The organism is Inhella sp. (assembly GCF_041912635.1).
GTDB lineage: Bacteria > Pseudomonadota > Gammaproteobacteria > Burkholderiales > Burkholderiaceae_C > Inhella.
This window is the reverse complement of record NZ_JAYRMO010000024.1, coordinates 51,349-67,807: the sequence shown is the minus strand read 5'-3', so window position 1 is coordinate 67,807 and position 16,459 is coordinate 51,349. Positions and strand designations below refer to the sequence as shown.

General features: G+C 70.2%; 16 protein-coding genes. 11 read left to right on the top strand and 5 right to left on the bottom strand.

The genetic code is table 11. The features are described from left to right. The first annotated feature begins 37 nt into the window (after window positions 1-37). The 4 genes from ACE3QP_RS14715 to ACE3QP_RS14700 all read left to right on the top strand — a co-directional run bounded on the left by ACE3QP_RS14715 (window position 38) and on the right by ACE3QP_RS14700 (window position 4,365). Entirely contained in the window at window positions 38-742 is a 705-nt protein-coding gene (locus ACE3QP_RS14715; protein ID WP_374437200.1) for an SDR family oxidoreductase, read from the top strand. 21 nt (window positions 743-763) lie between these two features. After that, entirely contained in the window at window positions 764-1,684 is a 921-nt protein-coding gene (locus ACE3QP_RS14710) for an alpha/beta fold hydrolase (RefSeq protein WP_374437199.1), read from the top strand. Between the two features lie 142 nt (window positions 1,685-1,826). Continuing rightward, window positions 1,827-3,500: a M10 family metallopeptidase C-terminal domain-containing protein gene (locus ACE3QP_RS14705; RefSeq protein WP_374437198.1), complete on the top strand. Its 1,674-nt coding sequence runs from the start codon at window positions 1,827-1,829 to the stop codon at window positions 3,498-3,500. A 61-nt stretch (window positions 3,501-3,561) separates the two neighbouring features. After that, window positions 3,562-4,365: a plasmid replication/partition related protein gene (locus tag ACE3QP_RS14700; RefSeq protein WP_374437196.1), complete on the top strand. Its 804-nt coding sequence runs from the start codon at window positions 3,562-3,564 to the stop codon at window positions 4,363-4,365. A gap of 19 nt (window positions 4,366-4,384) precedes the next feature. On the opposite strand, the gene ACE3QP_RS14695 is transcribed toward ACE3QP_RS14700, so the two are convergent. Together ACE3QP_RS14695 and ACE3QP_RS14690 are read right to left on the bottom strand one after the other, a co-directional pair. After that, window positions 4,385-5,803 (bottom strand): sensor histidine kinase, encoded by a 1,419-nt coding sequence (locus tag ACE3QP_RS14695; protein WP_374437195.1) that lies wholly within the window; start codon window positions 5,801-5,803, stop codon window positions 4,385-4,387. After that, window positions 5,800-6,486 (bottom strand): response regulator transcription factor, encoded by a 687-nt coding sequence (locus tag ACE3QP_RS14690; protein ID WP_374437194.1) that lies wholly within the window; start codon window positions 6,484-6,486, stop codon window positions 5,800-5,802. Before ACE3QP_RS14690 ends, ACE3QP_RS14695 begins: the two co-directional genes overlap by 4 nt. Window positions 6,487-6,606: 120 nt before the next feature. On the opposite strand from ACE3QP_RS14690, the gene ACE3QP_RS14685 reads away from it, so the two are divergent. The 6 genes from ACE3QP_RS14685 (at window position 6,607) to ACE3QP_RS14660 (ending at window position 13,410) form a co-directional block, all read left to right on the top strand. After that, a complete protein-coding gene (locus ACE3QP_RS14685; protein WP_374437192.1) occupies window positions 6,607-7,659 on the top strand; it encodes an SPFH domain-containing protein in 1,053 nt (350 codons plus the stop codon). A 65-nt stretch (window positions 7,660-7,724) separates the two neighbouring features. Then, on the top strand, window positions 7,725-8,306 hold the full coding sequence (locus tag ACE3QP_RS14680) for a class I SAM-dependent methyltransferase (protein WP_374437190.1): 582 nt from the start codon (window positions 7,725-7,727) through the stop codon (window positions 8,304-8,306). Continuing rightward, on the top strand, window positions 8,303-9,865 hold the full coding sequence (locus ACE3QP_RS14675) for a DUF4178 domain-containing protein (RefSeq protein WP_374437189.1): 1,563 nt from the start codon (window positions 8,303-8,305) through the stop codon (window positions 9,863-9,865). The genes ACE3QP_RS14680 and ACE3QP_RS14675 overlap by 4 nt, the downstream gene beginning before the upstream one ends. 33 nt (window positions 9,866-9,898) lie before the next feature. After that, window positions 9,899-10,117, top strand: coding sequence for a DUF350 domain-containing protein (locus tag ACE3QP_RS14670; RefSeq protein ID WP_198112570.1), 219 nt, complete (start codon window positions 9,899-9,901; stop codon window positions 10,115-10,117). 34 nt (window positions 10,118-10,151) lie between these two features. Beyond that, complete coding sequence (locus ACE3QP_RS14665) at window positions 10,152-11,708, top strand: polyamine aminopropyltransferase (protein WP_374437187.1); 1,557 nt, start codon at window positions 10,152-10,154, stop codon at window positions 11,706-11,708. A gap of 151 nt (window positions 11,709-11,859) precedes the next feature. After that, window positions 11,860-13,410, top strand: coding sequence for a flavin monoamine oxidase family protein (locus tag ACE3QP_RS14660; protein WP_374437185.1), 1,551 nt, complete (start codon window positions 11,860-11,862; stop codon window positions 13,408-13,410). Here ACE3QP_RS14660 and ACE3QP_RS14655 read toward each other — a convergent pair. Next, on the bottom strand, window positions 13,385-13,702 hold the full coding sequence (locus ACE3QP_RS14655) for a helix-turn-helix transcriptional regulator (protein ID WP_198112573.1): 318 nt from the start codon (window positions 13,700-13,702) through the stop codon (window positions 13,385-13,387). The genes ACE3QP_RS14660 and ACE3QP_RS14655 overlap by 26 nt on opposite strands. Window positions 13,703-13,777: 75 nt before the next feature. On the opposite strand from ACE3QP_RS14655, the gene ACE3QP_RS14650 reads away from it, so the two are divergent. Beyond that, a complete protein-coding gene (locus ACE3QP_RS14650) occupies window positions 13,778-15,850 on the top strand; it encodes a prolyl oligopeptidase family serine peptidase (RefSeq protein ID WP_374437183.1) in 2,073 nt (690 codons plus the stop codon). Here the strand turns inward: ACE3QP_RS14650 and speD are convergent. After that, a complete protein-coding gene (gene speD / locus ACE3QP_RS14645; protein ID WP_374437182.1) occupies window positions 15,847-16,209 on the bottom strand; it encodes an adenosylmethionine decarboxylase in 363 nt (120 codons plus the stop codon). The genes ACE3QP_RS14650 and speD overlap by 4 nt on opposite strands. After that, complete coding sequence (locus ACE3QP_RS14640) at window positions 16,210-16,458, bottom strand: MoaD/ThiS family protein (protein WP_374437180.1); 249 nt, start codon at window positions 16,456-16,458, stop codon at window positions 16,210-16,212. Between the last annotated feature and the right edge of the window lies 1 nt (window position 16,459).

The following is a 16,459-nucleotide window of genomic DNA, read 5'->3' as shown; positions in this document are numbered from 1 at the left end:
CCCCCTCCATTCACGTTTCACACCCATTGGAATTGCCATGCAAATCAAAGACTCCGTCGCCCTGATCACCGGTGCCAACCGCGGCATCGGCCTTGCCTTCGCCAACGAACTGCTGGCGCGCGGCGCCCGCAAGGTCTACGCCGCCGCCCGCGACCCGGCCAACATCACCCAGCCCGGGGTTCAGGCCCTGCGCTTGGACGTCAACCAGCCGGACCAAGTGGCGGCGGCCGCCGCGCTGGCGTCGGACGTGACGCTGGTGATCAACAACGCAGGCATCGCGCAACCCGGCGGCTTCCTGATGGCCGACAGCGAAGCGCTCACGCGCCGCATCTTCGAAACCAACTTCTTCGGCATGTTGCGCATCAGCCAGGCCTTCGCGCCGGTGCTGCAGCGTCAGGGCGGCGGCGCCTTGCTCAACGTGCTGTCGGTCGCGTCGTGGGTGAACGGCGGCGAGCTGGCGGCCTACTCGGCCAGCAAGTCCGCGGCCTGGTCGCTCACCAACGCCTTGCGCCACGAACTGGCGGCGCAGCGCACACAGGTGCTGGCACTGCACATGGCGTACGTTGACACCGATCTGACGCGTGGTTTCGAGGTGCCGAAGTCCAGCCCCGAGGCCATCGTCCAGCGCGCGCTCGATGGCCTGGAGGCGGGCCTGGACGAAGTGCTGGCGGACGAACTCACCCAGCAGATCCGGCAGGGCTTGAGCGCCGCGCGGCCCGTCTATCTGCCGCAACAGGCCTGAAGTCAATCGCCGGAGCCCGCCATGCCCAGTCTCATTCGTCGCCTCGCCATTTCCCTCGCCTTGAGCGCCGGACTCGCTGCCGTGCCGGCCAGTCAGGCCGCACCCGGCAGTCGCTGGGCGGATGTGCCGACCCAAACCCTCTCGGCCGGCGGCATCGACTTCGCCTACCGCGAGCTCGGCAAACCGCACGGCGGCACGCCGATCCTCCTGCTGAACCACCTGGCCGCCGTGCTGGACAACTGGGACCCGCGCGTGGTCGACGGCCTCGCCGCCCGCCACCATGTGATCGTGTTCGACAACCGCGGCATCGGCGCCTCCACCGGTTCCCCCGCGGATTCGATCGAGCAGATGGCGCTGGATGCGATCCGCTTCATCCAGGCCAGCGGCTTCGCGCAGGTCGATCTGTTCGGCTTCTCGATGGGCGGCATGGTGGCGCAGGAGATCGCGCTGCTGGAGCCGCAACTCGTGCGGCGGATGATCCTGGCCGGCACCGGCCCGGCGGGCGGTGCGGGCATCAGCCAGGTGGGTGGCGTGGCCAACTACGACCTGCTGCGCGGCTTCTTCACCCGGCAGGACCCCAAGCAATACCTGTTCTTCACCCGCACGCCCAGCGGCATCGAAGCGGGCAAAGCCTTCCTGGCGCGCTTGCAGGAACGCGCGCAGAACCGGGACCCGGACATCACGGTGGGCGCCTACCTGGCGCAGCTGCGCGCGCTCAAGGCCTGGGGCGAGAAGCCGCCCGCCGACCTTTCCGCCATCACCCAGCCCGTGCTGATCGTCAACGGCGACCAGGACCGCATGGTGCCGACGCCCAACTCGCACGATCTGGCGCGCCGGTTGCCGCACAGCACGCTGCTCATCTACCCGGACGCCGGCCATGGTGGCGTGTTCCAGCACCACGCCGATTTCATCCCCAAGGCGCTTGCGTTCCTGGCGAACTGAACCGGCCCCGCGCACCACCCGAGGCGCGATTGACTCTGCCGCAGGCCGGGGTTGAAATGCCCAGCAGCGCCGGACCGTCGGTGGCCGCGCGCCCGGCCTGCCTGCTGGCTCGCACCGACACCCCGTTTCGGAGCACCGCCCCATGGCCACCAGCCTGCCCACCTACACCGGTGATGTCACCAGCCTCGTCCAGCGCACGGGCACCACCCTGATCGACGCCCTGATCGGTGGTTCCAAATGGGGCACCGGTGGGGCCGGTACCGGGGCTTCGGTGACCTTCTCCTTCCCGGCCTCCGCCGCGGCGTTCGACACCCAGGCTGGCGTGGCCGGCAATTACGGCGAGAACGACCCGCTCGGCGCGGGCTTCGGCACCAAGCTCGGTACCTTCAAGCCCTTCAGCCCGGCCCAGCAGGAGGCCGCGCGCCAGGTGCTGCAGGTCTTTGCCAATGTGGCCAATCTGAGCTTCACCGAGGTGGCGGCCTCGTCCGCTGATGCCGGCGTGCTGCGCTTCGGCAATTCGGCGCCGCCGGGGATGGCCGCCACCGGTTGGGGGGTCTCTTGGTTTCCACAGGACTTCGCCGGTGCCGGCGACACCTGGATGAACTCCACCTTCCTTTTCCCCGAGGGTTGGGCGGGCGGCACGCAGAACTTTCTGACCCTGCTGCACGAGGTGGGCCACGCCCTGGGCCTGAAGCACCCGCATGACGCCGGCCTGTCGGGCGTTCTGACGGGTTGGCCCGAGAACCCCACCGTACTGCCCTTCACCGGCACGGACACGCTGACCACGCAGTCGACGCAGACCATGGTGATGGCCTACAACGACATCCCCGGCCGCGGCACCCTGGGCGAGCTGGCCCTGCAATCGGACTTCGCGCCCACCACCCCGATGCGCTGGGACATCGCGGCGCTGCAGTACCTGTACGGCGCCAACCTGGCCTACAACGCCGGCGACACCGTCTACACCTTTGACGGCGAAGCCCGCTACAACCAAACCCTGTGGGACGGCGGTGGCAACGACACTATCGTGGCCACCGGCAACCGGGCGGTTGAGATCGACCTGCGCCCGGCGCAGTGGAGCAAGCTCGGTCAGCCGATGTCCTTCTCCACCCGCAATGCGGACAACTCGGTGAACACCTCGCAGCCGCAATTCAACGACCCCTACACCGTGTTCATCTACGACACGGTGACGATCGAGAACGCCACCGGCGGCAACGGCAACGATGTGATCTACGCCAACGCAGTGGCCAACCGAATCGACGGCGGCGCCGGCATCGACACTGCCGTCTACTTGGCCGCGCGCTCCACCTACGCCCTGGCTCGGGACGCCGCCGGGTGGACGGTCTCGGGCGGCGCGGGCGACACCGACACGCTGCGCGCGATCGAACGGGTGCGCTTCGCCGACAAGGCCTTGGCCTTCGACACCGCTGTGGACGGCAACGCCGGACAGGTGGCCCAGATCCTGCGCGCACTCTTCGGGGCCAGTGCGATTGCCAATCCCACCTTCGCGGGCATCGGCCTGAGCCTGCGTGACGCCGGCATGGGCTATGCGGACATCGTCGCGCTGGCCATTGGCACGCCCATCTTCGAACAGCTGGCCGGCTCGCGTTCAAACACCGACTTCGTACGCCTGGTCTACAAGAACGTCATCGGCAGCGACGCCTCGCCCGAGGCGCTGGCGCAGTTCGTCGGCCTGCTCGACAACGGCACCTACACCCAGGCAGCGCTTGGGCTGCTGGCCTGCCAGATCGAGTTCAACACGCAGTCAGTCGAGCTGGTCGGGCTGGCGAATACGGGGCTGGAGTTCGTGCCGGGGTGAACCGGGCGCGCGGCGGCGGGCCTTCCTAAAATCCCGCCCCCTTTCCCCGCTCTGGCCCCCGATGGACATCGTCGTCAAAGAAGAACTCAAGGCGTACATCGACCCTTTGACACCCGACGAACACGCAGCCCTGGAGCGCAGCCTGCTGGCCGAGGGCTGCCGCGACGCTCTGGTGCTGTGGGGCAATGTGCTGGTGGACGGGCACAACCGTTACGGCATCTGCCGCCAGCACGGCCTGCCCTTTCAGACCGTGCAGAACCCGCGCTTCCAGTCCATCGAGGACGTGCAGCTGTGGATGATCGACCAGCACCTGGGCCGCCGCAGCCTGTCCGACTTCCAGCGCGGCGAGCTGGCCCTGCGCAAGCGCGCCATCGTGGCGGAGCGGCGCGCCCGTGCCGCGGCCGCAGCACCCGAGCCGGCCGCACCCGAAGCGCCGGCCGCGCCTGAGGCAACCCCCGCGCCCGTCAGCCCCCAGGAGGCCCTGGCCACGCGCGAGGCCCTGGCCAAGGCGGCCCGCCTGAGCAGCAACCAGGTGCAGCAGATCGAGAAGATCCAGAAGCAGGGCGCGCCCGAGCTGGTCAGCGCCGTCAAGGCGGGCATGGTGTCGCTCAACGCCGCCGCCGCCGTGGCCAGCCTGCCCGCCGAGGAACAGGTGGCCGCTGCGGCCGCCGGGGCCGAGGAGCTGAAGCAGGCCGCCAAGCGCGTGCGCGAGGCCAAGCGCAAGGCCGCGCCGGCACCCGTGGAGACCACCGAATCAGCTGAAGGCGCGCCTGCTGACAGCATCGAAGCGCTGCGTCGGCGCGTGGCCGAGTTGGAGGCCGAAAACGCGGCGCTGCGGCGCGAGCTGCAGGCGCTGCGCGGCTAAGAGCCTTCTAGCTTCTGAGTCAGCGCGGCGCAGCCGGCAGCAGCAGGCGCACCACCAGCCCCTGCGGCGCCTGCCCGCCCACCTCCACCCGGCCGCCATGGCGTTCTGCAATCTCCTTGACGATCGCCAGCCCCAGCCCGCAGCCGCCGCCTTCGTGCGTGGCGCGCACGAAGCGCTCCAGCACCTTCTCGTGCCAATGCGCGGGCAGGCCGGGGCCGGTGTCGCTGACGCTCAGGAGGACCTGATCGCCCGCGCGCTGCAGGCGCACCGTCACCTCGGCGCCGCGGCCGGCGTACTGCAGGGCGTTGTCGAGCAAGTTGGCCAGGGCCTCGCGCAGCAAGGTGGGGTGGCCGCGCACCCAGGCGGCGGGCGCGCCGGCGTCGCCGCTGTCGTCCATGCCTAGATCCACGCCGGCTGCCAGGGCACGCGGCACCCATTCGGCGGTGGTGTCGCGCGCCAGCCGGGTCAGGTCCAGCGGCTCGCAGGCTTGGTTGCTGCCGGCCTCGGGCTCGGCACGAGCCAGGCTGAGCAACTGCCCCACCAGATGCGCGCTACGGGTGGCGCCTTCCACCACGCGCTGCAGGCGCTCGCGCTGGGCGGGCTCGCTGGCGTCGGCCAAGGCCAGCTCGGTCTGGCTCTTCAGGCCGGCCAAGGGGGTGCGCAGCTGGTGGGCAGCGTCGGCAATGAAGCGGCGCTGCGCCTGCACGGTGCGCTGAACGGCGTCCAGCAGCTGGTTGATGGCCAGCGCCAGGGAGCGCAGCTCGGCCGGCGCGGTTTCCAGCTCGATAGGGCGCAGATCGCCCGGCGCGCGCCCTTCCACGGCGCGGCGCAGCCGGACGATGGGCGCCAGCCCGGCCTGGATGCCGGCCCAGACGAGGAAGCTCAGGCCGGCCATCAGCACGGAGAGCGGCAGCACGGTGTCGAGCAGCAATCGACGCGTCAGCTCCTCGCGGTTGGCGCTGGAGCGCGCCACCTGCACGCGCATGGGCGTGGCGCCGCCGGCCTCGCCCACGGTCAGCAGCAGCGCGGCCACGCGCAGGCGCTGGGCCGGGGCCTCGTGGCTGGCGGGCAGTTCGCCGTCGTACACCAGGGGCTGGCCAGGCATGCCGCGCGCCTGCTGCGGGGGCTCGGGCAACTTGCGGTTGCCCAGGATGAACTGGCCGGGCGGGCTGCTGACCATGTAGAGCAGCTTGTCCTCGGGGTCGGCCTCGAGGATGTCCTGCGCAGCGCGCGGCAGGTCGATCAGCAGGCCGGTGCCCAGCGGCTTGATCTGCCGCGCCAGCGCGCGCGTGGCCTGCAGCAGGCTGGCGTCCACCGCCTCAGTGGCATAGCGCTCGGCCAGCTTGTAGGTGAACAGGGCCCCGGCCGCCCACAGCACCAGCTGCGGCAGCAAAAGCCACAGAAAGAGCTGGCGCCGCAGCGAGGCGGAGGCTTTCACGAGGCCTGGGTTTCCATCAGATAGCCCAGGCCGCGCACCGTGCGCACGCCCACGCCGGCGCCCTCCAGCTTCTTGCGCAGGCGGTGGATGTAGACCTCGATGACGTTGTTGGTTGGGGCCTCGCCGCCGTCCGCCCCCCAGGTCTGCAGGATCTGCTCCTTGGTGACGACGCGGTCGCGCTGCGTCACCAGCAGCTCCAGCAGCTGCCACTCGCGCGGGCTCAGCTCCAGGGCCTGGCCATCCACGGTGGCGCGGCGCGCCTCGGGCTCCAGCAGCAGATGGCCGCAGCCCACGCCCGGGCCACCGGCGCCCGCCACGCCCAGCCGGGCGCGGCGCAGCAGCGCGTGCAGGCGCGCCTCCAGTTCGGGGAAGTCGAAGGGCTTGGTGAGGTAGTCGTCGGCGCCGGCATTCAGGCCCTGCACGCGGTCTTCCAGCGCATCGCGGGCCGTGAGCAGCAGCACCGGCAGGCCGGGGCGGGCCACGCGCACGCGGCTGAGCACGGTCAGGCCGTCCAGCATGGGCAGCCCGATGTCGAGGATGGCGGCGTCGAAACCCTGCTTGACCAGCAGGTACTCGGCCACGGCGCCGTTGGGCGCGTGCTCGACCTCGAAGCCGGCACGGCGCAGCTGCGCACACAGGGCATCGGCCAGGAGGGCGTCGTCTTCAGCCAGCAGTAAGTTCATGAACGAACCTTAACAAGCTGAACGCCCCACAGCCAGGGGACTTGCCCGCAAAGCCGGCGCGACTGGGTTCATACTCCCGGCGCCGTCGCATGACGGCTTTTTGTGCACGAGGAAAGCACCATGGGCCTGATGAGCTTCATCAAGAAACAGTTCATTGACATCCTGCAGTGGACGGAAGAAGGCGACGGCACGCTCGCCTGGCGTTACCCGATGCAGGACATGGAAATCCAGTACGGCGGCCAGCTGGTGGTGCGCGAGTCGCAGATGGCCGTGTTCGTCAACGAAGGCCAGGTGGCCGATGTGTTCGGCCCCGGCACGCACAAGCTCAGCACCCAGACCCTGCCGGTGCTGACCTACCTGAAGAACTGGGACAAGCTGTTCGAGTCGCCCTTCAAGAGCGATGTCTATTTCTTCAGCACCCGCCAGCAGATCGACCAGCGCTGGGGCACAGCGCAGCCGATCACCATCCGCGACAAGGACTTCGGCGCCGTGCGCCTGCGCGCCTTCGGCAACTTCGCCTACCGCATCGCCGACCCGAAGAAGTTCCACACCGAGATCAGCGGCACGCGTGAGAAGTACACCGTGCAGGACCTGGACGGGCAGCTGCGCGGAATGATGCTGCAGCACATCGCCGACGGCATCGCGCAGAGCGGCATCCCCTTCCTGGACCTGGCGGCGAATCAGATCGAATTCGCCAAGGCCATGCAGGGTGCCACCGCGCCCTTCTTCGAGGCCCTGGGCCTGAAGCTGGAATCGATCACCGTGCAGTCGGTCTCGCTGCCCGAGGAGCTGCAGAAGATCCTCGACCAGAAGATCGGCATGGGCATGATCGGCCAGAACATGGGCCAGTTCATGCAGTACCAGACCGCGCAGGCCATCCCAAAGATGGCCGAGGGCGTGGCCCAGGGCGGTGGCGGCGGCGTGATGGGCGATGCCATGGGCCTGGGTGCCGGCGTGGCCATGGGCCAGGTGCTGGCGCAGCAGATGCAGGCCGGGCTGGCGGGTACCAATCCGGCCGTGGTGGCCGCGCAGGCGCAGGCTGCCGCGGCCGCAGCACCGAAGAGCGAGGACGTGATCGCGCTGATCGAGAAGCTCGGGGACCTGAAGGCCAAGGGCATCCTCAGCGACGAGGAGTTCGCCGCCAAGAAGGCCGAGCTGCTCAGCAAGCTCTGAACCCGCTCTGACCACCCGGGGGCCGCGCGGCCCCCGGCTTTGTTTCCGTTTCGGTTTTCTCCAGCATGCCCTTCAGTCAGAGCGGCCAGCTCAGCGCCATCGTCCGTTTCGCCGAACAACTGCAACCCACGTCCGTGCTCGACGTGGGCACCGGCATGGGCCAGTACGGCCTGCTGCTGCGCAACAACCTCGAAAACGTCAACCTCTTCGATGTCGAAAAGGGCGTGCAGCGCCCGCGCAGCGAGTGGAAGGTGCGCATCGACGGCATCGAGGGCTTCCCTGCTTACCGCACGCCGGTGCACGACCACGCCTACCAGCACATCTGGTGGGAACACGCGCAAGCCCGCCTGCCCCTGCTGGCCGACCGCGCCTACGAGCTGGTGATCTGCATCGATGTGCTGGAGCACTTCGACAAACCCGAGGGCGAGCAGGTGCTGCGCGAGCTGCGCCGCATCGCCAGCCGCGCGGTGCTGATCAGCACGCCCAAGGATTTCCACGCCCAGGAGGTGGAGGCCAACCCGCTGGAGAACCACCGCTCGCATTGGAGCCAGCAGGAGCTGGCCGCGCTGGGCTATGGCGAGATCCTGCCCGACGCCGAGAGCTGGATCGCCGTGGCCCGCGCTGATGGGGAACGCGCCGCGCCGTGAGCGCCGCCGACACCCAGCGCCGCTGGCGCGCCGCCTGTCCCAACTGCGGCGCGCCGGTTGAGTTCGCCTCGCCGGCCAGCGCCAGCGCGGTCTGCAGCTTTTGCCGCAGCACGCTGCTGCGCGAGGGCGAGGTGCTGCGCAAGACCGGCCAGTCCGCCGAGCTGTTTGCCGACTACTCCCCGCTGCAGATCGGCACCCAAGGCCGCTTCCAGAACGAGCCCTTCACCATCCTGGGCCGCGTGCAGCTGGCCTACGAAGGCGGGCGCTGGAACGAGTGGCATGCCTACTTCGACAACAGCGGCAAATCCGCCTGGCTGAGCGAGGACAACGGCCGCTTCGTGATGAGCTGGCCGCTGCCGCTGCAGCAGGCCCCGAAGCGCGAAGAGTTGAAGCTCGGCGCGCAGCAGGTGATCGATGGCCAGGGCTTCCGCGTCGCGGCGCTGACCGAATCGACCCTGCACGCCGCCGAGGGCGAGCTGCCGCAGCCGCCCAAGCTGGGCGAGCCGGTGTTCGTGGCCGAGCTGCGCAGCAGCCGCAACGAGGTCGGCTCGCTGGAGTACGTGCAAGGCCAGGTGCCGCGCTGGAGCCTGGGGCAGGCGGTGGAACTGCCCACGCTGCAGCTGGCCAACACGCGCGAGGAATCGGCCGCCAACTGGGCCGGCCGCAGCCTGCAGTGCCCGAGCTGCGGCGCCGCCATCCAGCCCGAGCTGAGCCAGAGCCAGGCCATCACCTGCGGCCAATGCCAGGCGGTGGTGGAGCTGGAAGGCGACCCGAACGGCGACCTGCGCTTTCACCAGCAGGCCATCGGCACCGAACCGCCCATCCCCATCGGCCGCACCGGCCGCCTGAGCCTGGAGCGCGAAGGCGCCAAGCTGCCCTGGCAGGTGGTGGGCTTCATGGAGCGTTGCTCCGCCCCCGACGACGAGGGCGAGCAGTACTACTGGCGCGAGTACCTGCTCTTCAACAAGCAGCAGGGCTTCGCCTTCCTGGTGGATGCCACCGAGGGCTGGAGCCTGGTGCGGGTGCTGACCGGCAGCCCTGATCTGGTGATGAACAGCGCGCGTTGGCAGGGCAAGACCTACAACCTGCACGAGCAGTACAGCGCCCTCACCACCCATGTGCTGGGCGAGTTCTACTGGAAGGTGCAGCGCGACGAGCGCACCGAGGTGGCCGATTACCGCGGGCCCGGCGGCGTGCTGTCGCGCGAGCAAAGCGGCAACGAGATCACCTGGAGCCTGGGCCGCACGCTCGACTCCGCCGAGGTGGGCGCAGCCTTCGGCCTGGACAAGGTGCAGCAGGCGCGCATCCAGAACGACCCCAAGCCGCTGAGTGGTCTGGGGGACACGCTCAAGGGCATCCTGATCTTTGCCGTCATCGCCATCCTGCTGGTGGTGATGATCAAGGCCTGCACGCGCGACGACTGCGACCCCTACAAGAAGCAGTTCGGCGCCGAAAGCCCCGAGTACAAGCAGTGCAAGCTGAGCCAGCGCAGCTACTCCGGTGGCTCGGGCAGTGGCGGGAGCTGGGGCTCCGGCTTCGGCGGCGGCGGGCACAAATGACGAACGAAACCCGAATTTCCGAAGGAGCTCACCATGACCCTTGAATGGCTTACTCCCGCCGCTGTCGGCGGCACCCTGCTGTACTCGCTGATGGGCGTGGTGATCTTCTGGGTCAGCTTCATCGTGGTGGACAAGATCACGCCCTACAAGCTGTGGGAGGAGATCGTCGAGCACCGCAATCTGGCGCTGGCCATCGTGGTGGCCGCCATGTGCATCTCCATCGGCCTGATCGTCGCCGCCGCCATTCACTAAGTCTTCCTCGGTCCGGGGCGGCCCGGCCTTTTCCATGTCCACTGCCCCGACCGCACGCGTCTCCCTGCCCGAGGCGCTGCTGCTGGCCAGCGTCTTCCTGATCGCCGCCTGCGGCCTGGCCTATGAGCTGGCCGCCGGCGCCCTGGCCTCCTATCTGCTGGGCGATTCGGTGCTGCAGTTCAGCACCGTCATCGGCGCCTACCTGTTCGCACTGGGCATCGGCTCTTACCTCAGCCGTTTCGTCGAGCGTCAGCTGGTGGCGCAGTTCCTGCGCATCGAGCTGCTGGTGGCGGTGGTGGGCGGTCTGCTGCCCATGGGTCTGTTCGCCGCCCACAGCCTGCTGCCCTCGGGCAGCGAGGGCGTGTTCCGCGTGCTGCTCTACGCGCTGGTGCTGCTGGTGGGCAGCCTGGTGGGGTTGGAGATCCCGCTGGTGATGCGCATCCTCAAGACCCGCTCGGGCGGCGAGCGCGCCTCGCTGCGCGAACTCGTCAGTCAGGTGCTGACCTTCGACTACCTGGGCGCCCTGCTGGTGGCCCTGGCCTTCCCGTTGCTGCTGGTGCCGCATCTGGGCCTGGTGCGCACCGGCCTGTTCTTCGGCCTGCTGAACTGGGCCGTGGCGCTGTGGGCGCTGTGGATGTTCCGGCATGAACTGCGCGCGCTGCATGCCCATGCGCTGGCCTGTGCCGCGGCACTGGCCCTGTTGATGCTGGCCTGGGGCGGCGCCGAACGCCTGACGCAATGGGCCGAGCAACGCTTCTATGGTGAGCCCATCGTGCTGCAGCAGAGCAGCCCCTACCAGCGGGTCGTCGTCACCCAGGGGCGCACCGGCGTCAAGCTCTACCTGAACGGCAATCTGCAGTTCCACGAGCGCGACGAGTACCGCTACCACGAGGCCCTGGTGCACCCCGCCCTGGCCGCGCATGGCGCGCCGCGCCGCGTGCTGGTGCTGGGGGGCGGCGACGGCCTGGCCGTGCGCGAGATCCTGCGCTACCCCGAGGTGCAGGAGGTGGTACTGGTGGAGCTGGACGAGCACATCACCCGGCTGGCCCAGGGCCCGGTGCTGGCACCGCTGAACCACGACGCGCTGCGCCATCCCAAGGTCAAGGTCATCCACGCCGACGCCTACGCCTGGCTGGAGACCCAGCCCGGCCAGAGCTTCGACGTGGTGATCGCCGACTTCCCCGACCCCAGCAACCATGCGCTGGCCAAGCTCTACAGCACCAGCTTTTACCAGCGCGTGCTGGAGCACCTGAACGCCAGCGGCTTCCTGGTCGTGCAGTCCACCTCGCCCCTGGTGGCGCGCCACAGCTTCTGGACAGTGGTGGACACGCTGGAGGCCGTGGGCCTGCAGACCACGCCGTACCACGCCAACGTGCCGAGCTTCGGTGAATGGGGCTTTGTGCTGGCCGGCCACCGCGGCTGGCGGGCGCCGCAGACGCTGCCCGCGGGCCTGCGCTTCCTCACGCCTCAGACCCTGCCGCTGATGATGAGCTTCCCGCCCGACATGGACCGGGTGGAGGGCGGCGTGAACCGGCTCTCGGACCCGGTGCTGGTGCAGCACTTCCTGCGCGAGTGGGGCTCGGTCCACTAATGGCCCCCAGTCTCCTTGCGGTCGCCACCCTTGCAGGGCGCGCCGTGCCCAGTGTCACGGCCCTTCGGCAGGCAGAAGCAGTCCGCTGGACTGCTTCCGTCCAGCCTCAGCCCCAAGGGGGTGCGCATCGCCTTGGGGCGGCCCGGCAGCGATGCTGACCCGCCGAGCCGCGCTGACCCTGCCCCTGCTGGCCGCCTGCACGCAGAAGGCGCGTGAACTCGAGGGCGGCTGGCTGGGCCCCGACCCGGCCCTGGCCCACCGCCTGCGCGAACCCCTGCCCGATGCCCGGACGGTCAAGCAGCGCCGCGCCCAGGTGCTGGTGCTGGGCGGCGGTGTGGCGGGCCTGGTGTGTGCGCGCCAGCTGCGCGCGGCGGGCGTGGAGGTGGCACTGCTGGAGCTGGACCAGCGCGTGGGCGGCCACAGCCGTGGCGCCGAGCTGGCCGGCCAGCCGGTGCCGCTGGGCGCGCACTACCTGCCCCAGCCCGGGCCCGAGGCGCCCGAGCTGCAGGACCTGCTGGTTGAGCTGGGCGCGGCCACACGCATGCAGGGCCGCTGGCAGGCGGTCGAGGCTTATCAATGCCATGCGCCGGCCGAGCGTCTGTTCCACCGCGGCGCGTGGCTGCCCGGCCTGCTGCCGCCGGCGGCAGACGAAGCTGCGCAGGCCCAGCGCAGGCGCTTTGCCGCCGCCGTGCGCGCGGCGCAGCAGCTGGGTTTCGCCCTGCCCAGCACGCGTGCGCCCTGGACGGATGGGCACCGCGCCCTGGATGCCCAGAGCTTTGCGCAATGGCTGCAGGCGCAGGGCCTGGACGAGCCCGACCTGCGCACCTATCTCGACTACTGCTGCCGCGACGACTACGGCGCGGGGCTCGCGCGCGTCTCGGCCTGGGCCGGGCTGCACTATTTCGCCAGCCGCCATGGCTTTGCCGCCAGCGCCGAAGAAGCGCACGAGCAGCCGGTGCTGACCTGGCCACAGGGTAATGCCTGGCTGGTGGAGCGCCTGGCCGCACCGCTGACGGAGGCCATCCACCGCCAGCGCTTGGCGCTGGCCGTCAATGAAGAGCGCGAGGGCGTGAGCGTGCTGGCCCAGGGCCCCGAGGGCCTGGAGCAGTGGCAGGCCCACCAGGTGGTGCTGGCCACGCCGCTCTTCATCGCCCGCCGGCTGCTGCGCCGCCCCGACGCCGCGCTGGACACACTGCAACTTCCGCGCGCCCCCTGGCTGATCGCCAATCTGCGCCTGGACGGCCCGCTGCTGCAGCGCCGCGGCGCGCCGCCGGCCTGGGACAACGTCATCCACGGCAGCGCCGCCCTCGGCTATGTGGACGCTCGCCACCAGAGCCTGGACCCGCGCCCCGGCCCCACGGTGCTGACGGCCTACTGGGCCCTGCCCGAAGCCCGCCGCGCCGAGCTGCTGAGCCGCCCCTGGCGCGACTGGCTGGCCGAGCTGCTGGCGCACTACACCGGCGTGCACCCGGACCTACCCGAGCGCCTGATGGAGGCCCGCCTGACGCGCTGGGGCCATGCCATGGCCATCCCCGCGCCCGGCGTGCGCGGGCAGGCCGCGCTGGCCGCGCTACGCCAGGGCCGCGGGCGCCTGGCCTTCGCGCACAGCGATCTGGCCGGCTATTCGGTGTTCGAAGAAGCCTTCGAGGCCGGCCGCGCCGCCGCGGAAGGCTTGCTCACTCGTCCGGCCCGAGCGCGTTGAGCTCGGCCGCGCAGCGCGCCAGCAGCTCCACCGCACCGATGCTGTTGAGGCGATAGAGGTTCTCGGTGCCGCGCGGGTGCAGCTCCAGCAGCCCGGCCTGGCGCATGATCTTCAGGTGGTGCGAGATGGCCGGGCGAGACAACGGCAGGTGCTCGGCGATCTGATTCACGTTCAGCGCTTCGTGCTGGCTCAGCAGCAGCAGGATCTGCTGGCGCGGGATCTCGGCCAGCGCGAAGAACAGCGGCTTGCATTCGGCAAAGGTCTGCGCCAGCTGCTCGATCGATGTGCTCATCGCACGGTCCTTTGGTTCAAACGTTCGAACCAATTGTAGGCAGCGCGGGCCAGACCCCGCGGCGACACTGCGGCCATGGTCACCGCCTCCCCCCGCCCCTCCCGCAAGGCGCCGCCGCTGACAGTGGACGCCCTCTGGCAACTCGAACGCGTTGGCGCCCCCAGCCTGGCCCCCGATGGGCGGCAGCTGGTGTGCACGCTCACACGGCACTCGATGACCGACAACCAGGCGCGCAGCCAGCTGTGGCTGCTGCCCACCCAGGGCCGTGCGCGCCCCCGTGCGCTCACCGCCTGCGGCGACAAGGACGGCCAGCCGGCCTGGTCCCCCAAAGGCGACCGCATTGCCTTCCTGGCGCGGCGCGAGCAGGAAGGCGAGCGCGACCACACGCCGCAGCTCTACCTGATCGCCCCCGACGGCGGCGAGGCCCAGCGCGCCAGCCGCTTCGCGCCCGGCATCGAGGCCTTCAAGTGGCTGCCCGATGGGCGCGGCATCGTGTTCTCGGCCTGGGTCTGGCCGGAGCTCAAGGGTGCGGCCGCGCAGAGCCGGCGCTTCAAGGCCTACTCCGAACGCAAGGAAACCGGCTACGCCACCAGCGAGGCCTACTACCGCCACTGGGACCACAACCTGCCCGAAGGGCGCGTGCTGCACCTGCTGCGCCTGGACCTGGGCAGCGGCCGCATCACCGATCTGTTCGAAGGCACCGGGCTGGAGCTGCCGCGCGACGGCGAGGCTGGAGCCACCGCCTGGGACATCCACCCCAGCGGCCAACGCATCGCCTTCCAGCACGACCCCGCCGCGCGCAAGCGCCCCAGCAACCGCCTGGCCGTGGCCGAGCTGGACCTGCGCACCCGCCGCGTGCGCACCCTGGCCGATGACCCGCAGTGGAACTTCGGCGCGCCCAGCTACCACCCGGACGGCCACAGCCTGGCGCTGTGCGCGGCCGAGACCGGCCGCAGCCACAAGGCCTTGAACGAGCTCGCCCTGGTGGAGGGCCTGGACGGTCGCCGCCCCAGCTGGCGCGTGCTGACGGCACGCGACTGGGACCACGACGTGGAAGCCCCGCTGCGCTGGGCCGATGCCGGCCAGACCCTGCTGTTTGCCGCCGAACAGCGCGGCCGCCGCCTGCTGTGGCGCCACACGCTGAGCGCGGCCCAGACCGCCGCACTGCACCCCGAAGGCTGGGTGCAGGCCTTCACCTGCGCCGGCGACACCCTGGTGCTGGCGGCCGACAGCGCCCAGCACCCCACGCGCCTGCTGGCGCGCAGCTTGGCGGCGGCCGGCTCAGACACACCCCGCCGCCTGGAGCGCTGGAACGACGCCCTGCTGGCGCGCCACCGCCTGGGCGCGGTGCAGGAGCTAACGGTGGCGGGCGCGCGGGGCGAGCCGGTGCAATGCTGGATCACCTACCCGGTGGACTTCGACCCCAAACGCAAGCACCCGGTGCTGCACGTCATCCACGGGGGCCCTTATGCCGCCGCGGGCGACAGCTTCAACTACCGCTGGAACCCGCATGTGCTGGCCGCGCGCGGGCATGTGGTGGTGCAGCTGAACTATCACGGCTCCAGCGGATTCGGCTTTGCGTTCCGCGACAGCATCATGGGCCGCCAGGGCGAGCTCGAACTGCAGGACATCGAAGCCTGCACCGACTGGCTGCGCCGCCAGCCCTGGGTGGACCGCGAACGCATCAGCGCCAGCGGCGGCAGCTATGGCGGCTTCCTGGTGGCCTGGATGAACGGCCATGTGAAAACGCCCGGGCGCTACCGCAGCTATGTCTGCCACGCCGGCGTGTTTGACCGCGTGGCCACCTTTGCGGCGGATTCCTACATGGAACGCCCGCGCGACCTGCACGCCCGCTACTGGGAAGACCCGGCGCGCGTGGCCGCGCAGAGCCCGCACAGCGCGGCCCAGCATTTCCAGACGCCCACGCTGGTGATCCACGGCGCGCGCGACTACCGCGTGCCCGACTGCAACGGCCTGGCCTACTACAACACCCTGCAGGCGCGCGGCATCGACAGCCGGCTACTCTGGTTCCCCGACGAGAACCACTGGGTGCTGAAGCCGCGCAACAGCAAGCTCTGGTACCAGGAGTTCCTGGACTGGGTGGAACGGCACGACCGGCCGGCCACGCCGAGAAAGAAACGCGGCTAGAGCGAACCGCGCTCGACCGCCTGCACCTTCACCTGCTGCGGCGCAAAGGCGGCCTGCAGCGCCGCCAGCAGGGCCTGCGCCTTGGCGCGGTTGTCGGCGCTGTAGTTGCAGACGTAGACGTCCAGCGTCACTGCTTGCTGTTCCGGCCAGGTGTGGATGGCCAGATGCGATTCGGCCAGAAGCACCACGCCGGTGATGCCGGAACCCGAGGGCTCGAAGGCATGAAAGCACTCGGCCACGGCCTGCAGACCCGCTGCCGCCACCGCCTGCACGCACAAGCCGCGCAGTGCGGCCGGCTCGGTCATCAGAGCCTGGGGCGCGCAGCCGCGCAGGTCGGAGCATAGGTGAAGGCCTTGCACCTAGCCTCCGGTGACCGGCGGAAAGAAGGCGAGCTCGTCGCCGTCCTGCAGGGTCACCTCTTCGGCGCACATCTGCTGGTTGCGCGCGCAGCGCAGCAGCTGGCCACGGCTCAGGGCCTCGGCATGCGCGCCGCCGCGGGCGATCAAGAGGTCGCGCACGGCGGCGGCCGTCAGGCCCTCGGTGAAGGGCAGGCTTTCCTGCGGGCCCAGGGCCTCGCGCAGGCGGGCAAAGTAACGCAGCGTCAGCACG